Source organism: Chroococcidiopsis cubana SAG 39.79, from assembly GCF_003991895.1.
Lineage (GTDB): Bacteria > Cyanobacteriota > Cyanobacteriia > Cyanobacteriales > Chroococcidiopsidaceae > Chroococcidiopsis > Chroococcidiopsis thermalis.
The window spans coordinates 46649-60973 of sequence record NZ_RSCK01000015.1 but is presented as its reverse complement, the minus strand read 5'-3'; the positions used below and the strand labels follow the sequence as shown (position 1 = coordinate 60973).

The 14325-nt window shown below is 49.5% G+C and carries 9 protein-coding genes and 1 pseudogene; 7 read left to right on the top strand and 3 right to left on the bottom strand.

Features of this window, described 5'->3' with window-relative positions; all coding sequences use genetic code 11:
- Nucleotides 1-31 precede the first annotated feature (31 nt).
- The 7 genes and pseudogenes from DSM107010_RS12110 to DSM107010_RS12080 all read left to right on the top strand — a co-directional run bounded on the left by DSM107010_RS12110 (nt 32) and on the right by DSM107010_RS12080 (nt 12105).
- Entirely contained in the window at nt 32-3379 is a 3348-nt protein-coding gene (locus tag DSM107010_RS12110; RefSeq protein ID WP_127023041.1) for an ATP-binding protein, read from the top strand.
- A gap of 13 nt (nt 3380-3392) precedes the next feature.
- Nucleotides 3393-3809: a XisH family protein gene (locus DSM107010_RS12105; protein WP_106166573.1), complete on the top strand. Its 417-nt coding sequence runs from the start codon at nt 3393-3395 to the stop codon at nt 3807-3809.
- Nucleotides 3797-4135, top strand: coding sequence for a XisI protein (locus tag DSM107010_RS12100; RefSeq protein WP_106166572.1), 339 nt, complete (start codon nt 3797-3799; stop codon nt 4133-4135). The genes DSM107010_RS12105 and DSM107010_RS12100 overlap by 13 nt, the downstream gene beginning before the upstream one ends.
- A gap of 215 nt (nt 4136-4350) precedes the next feature.
- Nucleotides 4351-4503: a hypothetical protein gene (locus DSM107010_RS38360; RefSeq protein WP_158631775.1), complete on the top strand. Its 153-nt coding sequence runs from the start codon at nt 4351-4353 to the stop codon at nt 4501-4503.
- Between the two features lie 11 nt (nt 4504-4514).
- Nucleotides 4515-10247 (top strand): annotated as a pseudogene (locus DSM107010_RS42925) (ATP-binding protein).
- A 50-nt stretch (nt 10248-10297) separates the two neighbouring features.
- Complete coding sequence (locus DSM107010_RS12085) at nt 10298-11539, top strand: CheR family methyltransferase (RefSeq protein ID WP_106168977.1); 1242 nt, start codon at nt 10298-10300, stop codon at nt 11537-11539.
- 80 nt (nt 11540-11619) lie between these two features.
- Complete coding sequence (locus DSM107010_RS12080; protein ID WP_106168976.1) at nt 11620-12105, top strand: sensor histidine kinase; 486 nt, start codon at nt 11620-11622, stop codon at nt 12103-12105.
- Between the two features lie 257 nt (nt 12106-12362).
- Here the strand turns inward: DSM107010_RS12080 and DSM107010_RS12075 are convergent, their stop codons facing one another.
- Genes DSM107010_RS12075 through DSM107010_RS12065 form a run of 3 tightly spaced genes read right to left on the bottom strand, consistent with a single transcriptional unit; the run spans nt 12363 to nt 14304 of the window.
- The gene (locus tag DSM107010_RS12075) at nt 12363-13103 is read right to left on the bottom strand and encodes a hypothetical protein (protein WP_181246454.1); all 741 of its coding nucleotides are present in this window, start codon (nt 13101-13103) and stop codon (nt 12363-12365) included.
- A complete protein-coding gene (locus DSM107010_RS12070) occupies nt 13103-13873 on the bottom strand; it encodes a P-loop NTPase family protein (protein WP_199755503.1) in 771 nt (256 codons plus the stop codon). Before DSM107010_RS12070 ends, DSM107010_RS12075 begins: the two co-directional genes overlap by 1 nt.
- 14 nt (nt 13874-13887) lie before the next feature.
- Entirely contained in the window at nt 13888-14304 is a 417-nt protein-coding gene (locus DSM107010_RS12065; RefSeq protein ID WP_106166419.1) for a hypothetical protein, read from the bottom strand.
- Nucleotides 14305-14325 lie beyond the last annotated feature (21 nt).

Sequence of the window (14325 nt, the reverse complement as noted above, 5' to 3'; positions counted from 1 at the left end):
TCAACATTTTTATTCAGGAGAAGGCACGACAATGACCCCCCAAGCCCAATATAATTCTTTGTCTGAGACGATTTTTGCAGGTGGGGGCGAGATGGGTGCATTGATGCGATCGCACGACTGGTCGCAAACGCCGTTGGGTCCGGTCGAGTTTTGGTCGCAAAGTTTGCGAACAGCCGTGAGTATATGCTTATTGTCTACATCTCCCCTTTGTGCGCTCTGGGGGCGCGATTTAATCCTACTCTATAATGACGGCTATCGCCCGATTATTGCCAAACATCCTCAATCGCTGGGTCGTTCAATTCAGGAATGGTCAGAGTGGCACAATCTGCGTCCTATCGTTGAAAGCGTCCTCCAGACGGGACAACCCACCTATTTTGAAAACAACCGACAGTTGATTAACCGCAATGGCTGTCTTGAGGAAGCTTACTTTACCTTTTTCTGTAGTCCTATTCGCGATGAGACGGGTGAGGTCGCAGGTATTTTTCAACAGGCGGTTGAAACAACGGTACAAGTCGTGAGCGATCGCCGCCTGCGGACGTTACGTGAATTAGGTGCCCAGGCAGCAAACACAAAGACTGTGGACGAAGCGTGCCAGATTTCCGCCAGAGTGCTAGCCAATAACCCTCGCGACACTCCCTTTGCACTCATTTATCTACTCGATGGCGATCGCGCCTCAGCGCAACTAGTGAGTACAACCAATTTAGCTGCTGGAACCCCTGATAGCCCCAGTACTATTGAGTTTTCTACAGTGACAGCCGATTGCTGGTCGCTGAACTCTGTTTTAGCAACTGGGCAAAGCCGAGTTATAGAAAATTTAGTCGCTCGATTTGAACCGCTTCCAGGTGGTGCGTGGTCTCAATTGCCAAACAGTGCGATCGTCCTGCCGCTTAAGCGACCTGAACAAGCAATCTTAGGGTTTCTGATTGTTGGGATTAGCCCTTTTAGACCACTTGATGACGATTACCGAGGCTTCTTTGATTTGGTTGCCGGACAGGTAACAACCGCGATCGCCAACACCTTGGCTTACGAGGAAGGGCGCAAATGGGTGGAAGAAGCGTTGTGCGAATCGGAGGGGAAATATCGTACGCTGTTCAATACGATGGACGAAGGCTTTTGCATTTTGCAGTTGATCTTCGACGAGGAGCAAAAGCCCATCGACTACCGTTATATCGAGATCAACCCGGTCTTTGAGAAGCAAACCGGGATGAAGAACGCCCTCGGAAAAACCATTCGCGAGCTTGTGCCAGATATGGAGCCGTTCTGGTTTGACATCTACGGTAAGGTCGCCCTTACCGGTGAGCCAACCCACTTTGAAGATCATGCCGTAGCGATGGATCGGTGGTTTGACGTTAACGCCATCCGCATTGGTGAGCCGCACGAGCGCAAGGTAGGGGTACTTTTCAACGACATCACCGCTCGCAAGCAGGCAGAAGCAGCGATGCGGGCATTTTTCAGTAATGTGAGTCATGAGTTTCGTACCCCCCTGACCCTGTTACTGAGTTCTATTCAAGAGACCTTGAGCGATCGCACCTATCCTCTGACTCCTACCCAACAGGAGCAGCTGCAATTGGCGGATCGAAACGCGATGAGGCTGCTGAAGCTCGTCAATACCCTGCTTGACTTTTCACGCATCGAAGCGGGTCGCGTGGAAGCAGTTTACGAGCCGACGGATCTAGCAACTTTTACGGCAGAGCTAGCAAGTGTGTTTAGGTCTGCCATCGAGCGGACTTCTTTGCACTTAGCGATCGATTGTCCTCCCCTGCCTGAGCCGATCTACGTCGATCGAGAAATGTGGGAAAAGATTGTTCTCAATTTGATCTCAAACGCTTTCAAATTCACGTTTACAGGTGCGATTACCGTTCGCCTGCATCAAGTCGGCGATTGGGTTGAGCTAGCGGTACAAGACACGGGCATTGGTGTTCCAGCCGCAGAAATTCCACGTCTGTTTGAACGATTCCATCGGGTCAAAGGAGCGCAGGGACGGACATTTGAAGGATCGGGGATTGGTTTATCGCTGGTGCAAGAATTGGTAAAACTGCATGGTGGAACGCTTAAGGTTAGCAGTGTTGAGGGGGAGGGCAGTTGCTTTAGCGTATTTATTCCAACTGGGCGTGCTCATCTCCCCGCTGAGCGGATTGGGGCAAATCGCACGATTACCTCAACCGCAATAGGAGCGTTTCCCTACGTCGAGGAAGTATTGCAGTGGCTACCCCAAGAGGATTTGAGATTGCCGATTGCAGACTTTGGATTAGATCGCAACTCAAACGAGCAGACTAAGAATCTAAAATCCCAAATCCCAAATCCCAAATCCCAAATTCTCCTGGTAGATGACAACGCCGATATGCGTGACTATTTGAAGCGGTTGTTAAGTCAACGCTGGCAGGTGGAAACAGCAGCAAATGGCGCGATCGCCCTTAACTTAATCCAACAACAACTCCCCGATCTGGTGCTGACCGATGTGATGATGCCAGAGATGGACGGGTTTGCGTTGCTAGAAGCATTGCGTGCTGACCCTGTAACCAAAAGTATTCCGATTATTCTACTATCGGCACGGGCGGGAGAAGAAGCAACAATCGAAGGACTGGAAGCGGGGGCAGATGATTACCTGATCAAACCCTTCTCCGCCCGCGAACTGGTGGCGCGAGTAGAGACGCAACTACAAATGTCACGCCTGCGCCAGGAGCAATCCGCCAACCGCCTTAAGAATGAGTTTCTCATGACCGTAACTCACGAACTGCAAGCCCCACTTGCCGCGATTCTCGGTTGGGCGCGCTTATTACAAACAAAACCTTTTGACCAAACCAAGATAGCTCGTGCATTGGCAACGATCGAGCGCAACGCCACAATTGAAGCAAAACTGGTGAAAGATTTGCTGGATGTTTCTAGCATTCTCTCTGGAAAGTTACGCTTGAAGCCTCAACTCGTCGATTTGGTTTCTCTAGTACAAAACGTTGTGACAACATTCCGTGAAGCAGCCGGGGCAAAGACAATTCAACTAGGCGAGACAAGATCGAATGTTACACTAGGTAATGTTTTGGCAGATGGCGATCGCCTGCGACAAGTAATTGCCAATTTGCTGGACAATGCAATCAAATTTACACCTAAAGGAGGACAAGTAGACATCCGGCTAGAACACCTTAACTCTGTTGCTCAAATTACCGTTACCGATACTGGAATTGGCATTGCTCCTGAGTTTCTCCCCCAAGTTTTCGATCGCTTTAGTCAAGCTGAAGTACCCAGCCGTCATTCTCCTGGAGGTGTGGGAATTGGCTTGGCGATCGCCCGTCACTTAGTTGAATTACACCACGGTACGATCGAAGCAGCGAGCGAGGGAGAAGGACGCGGGGCAACCTTTACCGTCAAGCTGCCATTAGTTTGACAGTGTAGGTAATATGGCAAAAGACATTTTTCATGATACCGTCAAGCTCGCACTGCAAAAAGATGGCTGGATAATTACCCACGACCCCTATCGCCTGCGCTATGGCATTGCCGATATTTACATCGATCTTGCGGCAGAGGAAGCGATCGCTGCCGAAAAAGCAGGGCGTAAAATCGCAGTTGAAGTGAAAAGCTTTGTGTCAGGTTCAACAATCTCCGAATTTCATACTGCCCTTGGACAATTCTTAAACTATCGCATTGCCTTAGAAGCTTCAGAAGAGCCAGACCGCATTCTTTATCTAGCGGTTCCCAGGGATGTATATCAAACTTTTTTGCGCTTCGAGCCAGCCAAAACAGCAATAAACCGCTACGACGTTCGGTTGATTATTTATAATTCAGATCGGGAGGCGATCGAGCAATGGATCGAGTAAACCAATATCGCCAAATTTTACGTGATTTCTTGCAAGATTTTGCCGCTGACGATCCGGAGGCTCAATTGATTTTTGACGAGCAGCGCGATCGCTATCTTGTCATGCACAATGGTTGGCGCAACGACTACCGCATCTATGGTTGTGCCATGCAGCTAGACCTGATTGAGAGTAAAGTTTGGATTCAGCACAACAGCACTGAAATTGTCATCGATCGAGAACTAGTTCAGCGTGGCATTGCACCCCAGGATATTGTTTTAGGATTTCGAGCGCCTAAAGTGAGAGAACGCCTTGCTGCTTTACAAAAAAATATTGGCAGCAAGCCTTGAGATAAGGAGTGATGTTAAATCAAGAGTATGTGAATTAACTGAATGAGTTAGCAAACAGGCAAATTGAGAAAGCAATTTACCTTTTTGCTTGCGGAAAACACAGAAATGAATGCGCAATTTACCTAAGTGAGAAAGCAATTAGACAAATTGAGAAAGCAAGGAGTCTTTTTGCTAAATGCTATTACAGTTTACGTTTAAAGGAAAGGTAGTAGAAGTTGGTTTGTACTACTTTTGATTTTCAAGCGTCCAACAGTAACGGAGATACAATTGAAGTAGCAAGCGATGGAGAAGGGTGCGGCGCAACTTTTATTGTCAAGCTGCCGTTAGTAGCTTCTGCCGAATCGAACGATAACGCCCAAACACTGTAGCAGTAAGAACAATGCAGCGACCTCGACCGGAGACAGTGACGCTAGATGATATTTTAATTACCGAGGAGATATCGCGGCGATCGCCCCGTCCCCCTAATTGGCAGGCAGAAGCCCAGGCGATGCAACCGCTGGCACGGCAGATGGCGCGCGATTCGGAAAGCCTGCTGCAAACTTTGGTAGAAATCACCCTGGAGCTATGTCTGGCGGGGACAGCAGGCGTGAGCTTGCTAGAAACGAGCGACGAGGAAGAAGTCTTTCGCTGGAGTGAATTAGCTGGAAGATTCACACACGATGGCTTGATTCCCCGCAACTTTAGCCCTTGTGGGGTTTGTGTCGATCGCGGCACACCGCAGTTTTTTTCTCATCCTGAACGGTATTTCACGTATCTTCAAGATGCGAACACCCCGATCGTTGAAGCCTTACTCTTGCCCTTGATTGCTGATGACCATGCGTTCGGCGCGATTTGGATTATGTCGCACGACGAGCAACGGCATTTTGACGCAGAAGATGTGCGGGTGATGACAAGTTTGGCAGACTTCACCGCCGCAGCCCTACTCTTGAAACAGCAACAAACGAGGGAATTGCTGGCTATCAACGCGGCTTTGGAGGCAAAAGTTGAGGAACACAGACAGGCAGAAGATCGCGCACGGGCTTTAATCTCGAATCTTCCTGGTGGGGCTGCTTTTGTTGTCGATCGCGATCTCCGCTATTTGCTGGCGGAAGGAGAAGCTTTATCCGCAGCCGGATTCAAACCCAAAGATTTCATCAGACGAACAATTTTCGAGGTGTTGCCGCCCGAATTAACGACGAATTATGAGATGTTGTACCGTAAGGCTCTTGCTGGCGAGTCGTTTGAGCACGAACACAACGCTCACGATCGCTTCTATATCTCACGAGGAAAACCGCTGCGTTCTCCAAATAACGAAGTATATGCAGTGCTTGCTGTTTCTTATGACATTAGCGATCGCAAAATTGCCGAAGCAGCGATCGCGGCAGACCTTAAAGATACACAACTGTTGCGTGATCTGAGCGCACGGCTCGTCACTGAGGATGACATTCAGGCGATTTATCAAGAGATTGTGGCAACGGCGATCGCCCTCACCCGCGCAGATGCCGGATCGATCCAAATTCTGGATGAAGCGACACAAGAGCTGGTGCTGCTGACTACACAAGGCTTTGAGCGAAATATGATAGATCGCTTCTATCGCGTCAACGCGGGTTCAAACACGCCTTGCGGTATGGCATTGACAACGGGTGAGCGCACCTTCGTGGATTTCGATGTGCCAGAGAGCGAAGACCCGCATGCGGAAATGCGACTGCACCGTGAGGAGGGTTATCTCTCGGCACAGTCCACCCCGCTGATTGCCCGTTCGGGCAAAGCGATCGGCATGGTTTCGACTCACTGGCGCAAACACCATCGACCGAGCGATCGCGAACTACGGTTTCTCGATTTACTTGCCCGCCAAGCCGCTGACTTGATCGAGCAGCGACAAGCGGAAGCCGCCCTGCGTGAGAGTGAAGCGCATTTCCGCGCCCTCGCCAACGCCAGCTCGGACATTGTGTATAGAATGAGCGCGGATTGGTGCGTCATGTACCATCTCGAAGGCAAGCAGTTTATCGTCAGCACCGTAAATCCACAGCGTACCTGGCTCGATCAATATATTCCCGAAGATGAACAGCCGCAGGTGTGGGCTGCGATTGAGTCAGCCATCCAAACCAAAAGCAATTTTGAACTAGAACACCGCGTTTTTCGAGAAGACGGCACGATCGGCTGGACGTTTTCGCGTGCCATTCCGTTGCTGAATCCGCAGGGTGAAATTATTGAATGGCTCGGAGCCGCGAGTGATATCACTGAACGCAAGCGAATGGAAGCCGCATTGCGTGAATCGGGGGAAAAGTATCGATCGCTGTTTGAGTCGATCGATGAAGGCTTCTGCCTGTTTGAAATGATTTATGACGAAACCGGAAAGGTGGTTGATTGCCGTTTCTTGGAAGTCAATTCGGTCTTCGAGCAGCAGACGGGACTCGAAAACGTGGTTGGCAAGCTGGGTAGTGAGATTACCCCAAACACTGAAAGCTACTGGTTCAAAACCTATGACGAAGTAGTCAAAACGGGCAAACCGCAGCGAATTGAAAATTACAACCAAGCGACCGAGCGCTAGTATTCGGCTTACGCTTCGCGGGTTGGCAGTGTGGGCAGTCGTCAAGTCTGCACCGTTTTTAACGACATTACCGAGCGGAAACAGGCAGAAGCACAACTGCGCCGTGCTGCCGAACTCGATGCCTTTCGGGTGAAGTTGTCGGATGCTTTGCGATCGCTCTCCGATGCCGTTGAAATCCATGCAGCAGTGACGCGCATCGCCCTGAACTTCTTTGGGGCAGACCGATGTTACTACTGCGAAATCATTGACGGCAACGCCATCATTCGGCGAGATGCTGCCCGCGAAGGTTTGCCCTCCGTTGCGGGGGTCTATCCCCTCAGCGACTTCCCTATCTTCAAAGCGGTAATCGATGCGGGTCGTCCTTTGGTGGTTGAGGATGCCCATACGACAGACGTACTGGATGAGGCGTTGAGGCAACTCTGTTGTGAGATGCAGGTGATTTCCTTTCTAAATGTGCCTGTCATCAAGGAGGGCAAGCCTGCTGGTGTTCTCTGTATCACCCAATCCACGCCGAGAAACTGGATCGCATTGGAAACGGAACTGGCGCAAGAAACCGCCGAGCGGATCTGGGCTGCCGTCGAACGCGCCCGAGCCGAAGTAGGGTTGCGCGAATCCGAAGTGAAATATCGATCGCTGTTCGAGTCGATGAACGAGGGGCTGGCGATCAGCGAGCTTGTCCGTGACGAGAGTGGTCGCGCTGTGGATGCCCGTTATCTTGAACTCAACCCAGCCTATGAGAGACAGACAGGATTTGACCGGAGCAGCGCCCTCGATCGCTTAGTGAGTGAAATCTTTCCAACCTACTACTGCACCTGGTTGGAGAATGTTGAGCGCGTCCTTAGAACTGGACAGCCGGAACGCTTTGAACAGTTCGTTCCAGACAATCAGAAGTGGTTTGCTTTTCACGTCACTCCTTTTGGCGGAGCAGACGGTTTCACGGTGCTCTACGACGACATTACTGAGCGCAAACGCCAAGAACAAGAGCAGGCGTTTCTGCTCAGGCTCAGCGACGCATTGCGCCCGATTGCCGATCCGGTCGAGGTGCTGCGAACCGCAATGGACCATGTGGCGGATCATTTCGAGGTCGATAGCGCGGTCTATCACGAGTTCGATGCGGACAGTGAATGCGTTGTGACGCGGGAGGGACGCACGAACTCGCGCATCGTGATGCCATCCCTGTGGCGACTGCAAGACTTCGGATTTTATGATGATTTGATTGCCGGACGGACGATCTATTACGACGACACGGAAACTGATCCACGGTTGCAAGACAGCCGCGAGTCTTATCGCGCGGCGAGAATCCGCGCGGGCGTGGGTGTCGCCTTGATCAAACGCGGACGACTGACCGCTATGCTCGGAATCACGCACAGCGAACCACGCCACTGGATCGATGCCGACTTGCGGCTGCTCGAAGAGGTTGCCGAGCGCACCTGGGCGGCGGTCGAACGCGCCCGCGCCGAAGAAGCGCTGCGCGAATCGGAAATTCAGCGAGTTCGAGAACAATCTGCCCGCGAACAAGAACGCCAACGCGCCGAAAATCTAGCAGAACTCGATCGCGCCAAAACCCTCTTCTTCAGCAATGTTTCTCACGAGTTCCGCACCCCTTTAACGCTATTGCTCGCGCCCTTGCAAGATGCCTTGAGCGATCGCGTCAATCCCGTTGCTCCCCCTCAACGGGAACGACTGGAACTGGCGCATCGAAACGCGATCAGGCTGCTGAAACTGGTCAATACCCTGCTCGACTTCTCGCGCATCGAAGCTGGACGCATGGAAGCAGTCTACGAACCGACCGATTTGGCAATGTTCACGACGGAGCTAGCCAGCGTATTCCGTTCTGCGATCGAGCGGGCAGGGCTGCGGCTAATTGTCGATTGCCCACCGTTGCCAGAACCCGTGTATGTCGATCGCGAGATGTGGGAAAAAATTGTCCTTAACCTGCTTTCCAACGCCTTTAAGTTTACCCTAGAAGGCGAAATCGCCGTTAGACTGCATCAGGCTGATAGCGATCGCGTCCGGTTACAAATACAAGATACAGGCACAGGAATTGCGCCGGAAGAACTGCCCCATCTGTTCGAGCGATTCTACCAGGTACGAGGAGCACAAGCACGGACACATGAAGGATCTGGGATTGGTCTAGCCCTAGGGTATGAACTAATTCGACTGCATGGTGGCAGCGTAGACGTAAGCAGTGTTGTGGGACAAGGAACCTGCTTCACCGTCACAATTCCTTTAGGCACAGCGCACCTGTCTAGCGATCGCCTACGTCGAGTCGTAGGCGATCGTAACACAGCAACACGCACTCTAGCATCAACCGCGATCGGTGCAGCACCCTATGTTGAAGAGGCAGAGCGTTGGCTACCAGCAGATTCAGCTCCCCCCCAGCCCTCCGAAGAGCGGGGGAAAAATATAGTAAAAGTCCCCCTTGTCAAGGGGAATTTAGGGGGATCTCTGGGGTTACAGACAGATGCTACATTCCCTTCTGCTCGCATTCTCCTGGTCGATGACAATGCCGATATGCGCGATTACCTGACAAGAATATTAAGCGAATACGTCCAAGTCGAAGTAGTTGCGGATGGAGCAGCGGCGCTGGCGGCGGTTCAAGAACGAGTGCCAGATCTGGTGCTGAGTGATGTGATGATGCCAGGACTAGACGGCTTTGCATTGCTAAAAGCATTGCGTGCCGACCCACAAACCAGAGAGATTCCCATCATTCTGCTTTCTGCCCGTGCCGGAGAAGAATCGATCGTAGAAGGGTTGGAAGCGGGAGCGGACGATTATCTAATCAAGCCCTTCTCTGCTGCTGAATTAGTGTCCCGCGTGAATGCTCATCTCCAGATGGCGCAACTACGAGGAGAAGCACTCCGCCAGGAAAGAACCACCAGCCGCAGAAAAGATGAGTTGTTGTCAACCGTTTCCCACGAACTGAATACTCCCTTGGTTGCCATTCTCGGTTGGACGCGGTTATTACGCGGCTCACCACCCAGTCAATCTATGTTAATGAAATCGCTAGAGACGATCGAGCGCAATGCCATGCTGCAAGCCAAACTGATTCAGGACTTGCTAGATATTTCCCGCATTACAGCAGGTAAAGTGCGTTTGAGTCTTCAGCCTGTCGAACTGCAATCGGTAATTGAAAACGCGATCGCAGCAGTCAAGACTGCTGCGATCGCCAAAGACATTCATTTACAGTGGCAACCAACCGACCGCAATCCGAGTGTTACTGTTTTGGGCGATCGCGATCGCCTGCAACAAATTATCTGTAATCTCCTGACTAATGCCATTAAATTCACTCCAGAATCAGGCAGCATCACTGTTCAATTGGTAGTGAAGGAGAGTTGGGAATCAAAAGTAGCCGAGATCGGGATTACAGACACGGGTATTGGCATTACTACTGATTTTCTTCCCCATGTGTTCGATCGCTTCCGTCAAGCTGAAGGAGCAGATTCAGCTAAGGGATTGGGACTGGGGTTAGCGATCGCTCGTCACCTAGTCGAACTCCACAATGGCACGATCCATGCCGAAAGTTCTGGAGCAGGGCTTGGCGCAACCTTTACCGTCAAGCTACCGATTCTACAAGAGTGATAAATTCTTTGTTATAAGCTGAAATTGGAGGATAAATCTCAAACCTTTCCATGAGTCTACCCCAAGCTGTACCAGAATTTGAAGCGTTATTAGAATACCTCAAGTTCAATTGCGGTTGCGATCTAACTGGCTACAAACGCTCTAGTTTGGTGCGGCGATTGCGAGTGCGAATGCAGAGCATCAACATTAACAGCTATCAAGACTACTTACAGTATTTGCAAAGCCACGACCAGGAGTGGATGGCGCTGTTAGATACCGTTCTGATTAACGTCACTAGTTTCTTTCGCGACGCTTGCGCTTGGGAGTATTTAGCACATGAGATCGTTCCCAAAATCGTTGCCAGCAAGCAACCTGATGAATCAATTCGAGTCTGGAGTGCGGGTTGTGCTGCTGGACATGAAGTGTATAGCCTACTGATGTTGTTTGCCGAAGCTTTAGGGATCGAAGCTTGTTTGCAGCGAGTCCAATTTTATGCCACAGACGTGGATGAAGCTGCGATTGCACAAGCGCGTCTTGCCACTTATGACTCCAAAGAAGTTACATCAATTCCTCCCCAACTGCTGGAGAAATACTTTGAGCCAACTCCTGATGGTTATGTGTTTCACCGACAAATGCGCCGCCAGATCGTCTTCGGTCATCACAACCTGGCTAAAAATGCGCCGATGTCCAAAATCGATCTCTTATCGTGTCGTAATGTACTAATCTATTTCACCCCAGAGACACAAGCATCGATCTTTGTTCGCTTCCACTTTGCGCTGAAAAACACTGGTTTTCTCTTCCTGGGTAATTCAGAAACATTAGTCAACCACAGACAAATTTTTACGCCTATCAGTTTAAAGCATCACGTTTATGCAAAAGGGCTAAATCTGGAACTGAATGACCACCTATTAATTAACCCCAAATCTAGTAAAGAGCAAGTCATCGATACAACGACAAGCCAAATTCAATTTTGGCAAACTGCTTACGAAACAAGTCATGAGGCTCAACTAGCAGTAGACAATCGTGGTTGTCTAGTCGCTTCCAACAACCAGGCAAATATCCTATTCGGATTAACCTTAAACGATTGGCATCGTCCCTTTGAAGAACTCGAACCTGGAAAGTTGGTGGGTTCTCAGGCTTCGCTTCAAACATTTTATCGTAATCGTCGTCGAGTCACTTTGAAAAACATCGAGTGGAACACTTCAAAAGGTACAAGTTACTTTGATATTTCCATCGTTCCCGTTTTCAGTCAAAAAAAACATTTGCTGGGAGTCAATTTGACATTTCATCGATACTGGCTCGTCAACAACTAGCCCAAGAGGTTGAAAAATAAAAAAAGGAAATACCCCATAAAACAGGTTGATAGCTTAACATTCAGCAGGTTGACGTAGGAGTGGCGATTGATGCAACAATGGACACGGTGCGCTTGGTAGCGGAGTCAAAAGAGATTTGCCTTTACAAGGTTCTTGCTCCTGCAGCTGGCAGTATAGTAGGCAATCCCAATTGCATACAGCAGATCGTGTGGAATCTTCTCTCTAATGCCATTAAATTCAGGGATAAGGACGGTAGCGTGCAAGTGGTTCTAGAGTGTATAGACTCTCGCATTACCATTAGTGAGATCGATACAGGAAAAGAAATTGACCCTGATTTTTTGCCCTACGTGTTCGATCGATTTAGACAAGAAGATTCTTCCACTACGCGCAAGTATGGAGGCTTAGAGCTGGGGCTAGCGATCGTCAAGCACCTAACCGAATTGCACGGCGGTAGAGTGAGTGCTACGAGTGAAGGCATCGGCAAGGGTGCAACGTTTACCGTATCGTTGCCAATTGGAGCGCTCCCCACCCAAGAAAAGATGCGATCGGGCGGAATATCCCTATAGTGTACCCCATAAATCGGACAGAGAGTTAAGATGGATAAAGATGCAGTGAACCAGAGAAGGTGCTCATCAAGTCTTACAAATCAGGGCAAAGATGGAAAGTCAAGAATGGAAGCAGCAATGGCAAGCAACAGTGCTATCTGCCCTAGGAGCAGCAGGTTAGAATTAGCAAAATAATACTCTTTTGTTACGCTTTCATAGCGCGATCTGCTTAGAAATTAAACGTCTTTTTACACTATTTAGAGATTGCTGTACTAAAACTACTCGGCTACTTTTTGTTGTCCAGCAGGAATTACATATTCAAAACCAGGGCAGTTTCTCACAATTCCATCACCGCTAGAATTCATTTTCTTGGGATTTGCCAGGTATTGCTGCTGGCAGTTTTTTCTCACGCGCAATGCTTGACTAGCTAGTACGCGATTATTGACAGCATCGGCTGTGTTGTATTCATGGAGCTTGCCAGCAAAGAATGCTAGAGTTCCCCACACCAGTAACGTCACTATTGGAATCGCGTAGGCAAGTTTAACCGAATTTATGGCAATTTTCTTCGCTGCTTGGGTTCTTAGTAAGACTTGCTTTTGTTCTTGAATCAAGCTAGAAGTTGCATCGACCAGACCAGTTGAGATCGTGTTTATGTTTTGCCGCTCGGTAGCTAGACTTGCGATCGCCTCATCTAATTTTTGCTCTAAACTGCTATGGCGATCGCCGATCGCGTTCAGCCTGTCTTCAAGCAGTTGCGCCGACTGTTGGATCTCTTCTTTAGCTTGTACGATCCTGCCATCTGACCTGCCCAATTCTTCTACTGCCGCAATATTTTGAGCGACGCAGAAATAGAAATCAAACAACTCGTTATCGAGAAAATATTGGTTGTTACTCAACCACTGATATACGCGCTGTTGGGTAGCGGCGGACTCACTCTTGAGTCTTTCGGCAAGCAAAGCTTGTAACTGGGCTTGTCGATCGCTTAGAGAAATTTTATTTCGACGACTGATTTGATTCATCAATTATTTACCCTGAGATTTTCCACGCTAAAGTCAGCTACAGCTAAAACATCGTAGGCGCGTCGGAGGTATGCTCGTAACCCAGCTAGTTGAGCCGTACTAAATCCTTTGTAGCGACGTGCCTCTGTAAAACTCAAGGTGTTTTTATAGATTTCCGTCGCCGTATCTTCTCTCAGCCTTGGTAAATCGATGACTCGTAGATCGAATTGCTGTAGCAGTTGTGGTGTGATAAAGCCATCGAAGCTATCCCACTCCTCGCACTTACCTAAATTTCTCACCAGGATATGCTTGACTCGATCCTGCATGAATTCTAGAGTCCGCAAAAAACCCTCATAACACTCCTGCGAATCATCGAGTAAATACCAGTTCTGAATCTCAACCCCCAGATCGATCGCGGCGGCGAGAATATCTCCAGCATTCAACCAGTGATTGAATCCTTCCTCAACGTTGCCAGGTAAATCTAGCAACACCAGCTTTTCCAATGCCAAATCCAGAATGCGATCGGGAATCTTCAGATGGCGGTCGAGTTCGCTAAACCTCGTCGGTTGGACGAACTGGGGATAAGCTTTAATAAAACTTTCTTGGCGATCGGCATCCACTGCATAGCAATCTAACCCTGCTTCCAAACAGTAAGCGGCTTTTAGCTTTGAGAGCAAAGTTTTGCCAACCCCGCCCTTTTTACAGTTCGATAGATGAATAGCAGGACGAGTCGGAACGATCGCATCCGTTTGCTCGGACTCCACGACTTGGGATTGTCTAGCTCTAGCCACAACTTCTACCTCTTTTATTTATTGGAGAACAATCGCTCGGCAGCTTCTTGCTTGATGTTTGGCAGCATTGCAGCAGGCTGAGTGTTGGCATCTTTATTCACCACCTCTGGTTTCCTAGGTGCTGGTGCAGGCACGGCAGGAGGAAGAATAGAATCAGAGCTATCGGAGTTCTCCCCTGCTTCTTTCTCCAACTGGCGACGATACTCCGTGTGGTATTGCTTCAAAGTCGCAGCACTGATCTTGACTCCACTTTCGGCAATCGATTTTGCTAGATCGTCATATTCACAACCTCTAGCCAAAGCCGCTTCAATTCTCAAGTGCAATTTGGCGACTAATTGTCTTAAATAACCAGGTTGGGTAGCTTTACTTTTCGTTTGGTCAATCTTTTTGGCGATCGCCTTTTCTAAGGGGCTGAAGTCCGTCTCATTCATGTCGTATTCCCCAAGACTAAT

What these genes read in the sequence shown, in the direction of transcription:
- DSM107010_RS12110 (WP_127023041.1), top strand. Translation starts at nt 32, where the DNA reads ATGACCCCCCAAGCCCAATATAATTCTTTGTCTGAGACGATTTTTGCA.
- DSM107010_RS12105 (WP_106166573.1), top strand. Translation starts at nt 3,393, where the DNA reads ATGGCAAAAGACATTTTTCATGATACCGTCAAGCTCGCACTGCAAAAA.
- DSM107010_RS12100 (WP_106166572.1), top strand. Translation starts at nt 3,797, where the DNA reads ATGGATCGAGTAAACCAATATCGCCAAATTTTACGTGATTTCTTGCAA.
- DSM107010_RS12085 (WP_106168977.1), top strand. Translation starts at nt 10,298, where the DNA reads ATGAGTCTACCCCAAGCTGTACCAGAATTTGAAGCGTTATTAGAATAC.
- DSM107010_RS12075 (WP_181246454.1), bottom strand. Translation starts at nt 13,103, where the DNA reads ATGAATCAAATCAGTCGTCGAAATAAAATTTCTCTAAGCGATCGACAA.
- DSM107010_RS12065 (WP_106166419.1), bottom strand. Translation starts at nt 14,304, where the DNA reads ATGAATGAGACGGACTTCAGCCCCTTAGAAAAGGCGATCGCCAAAAAG.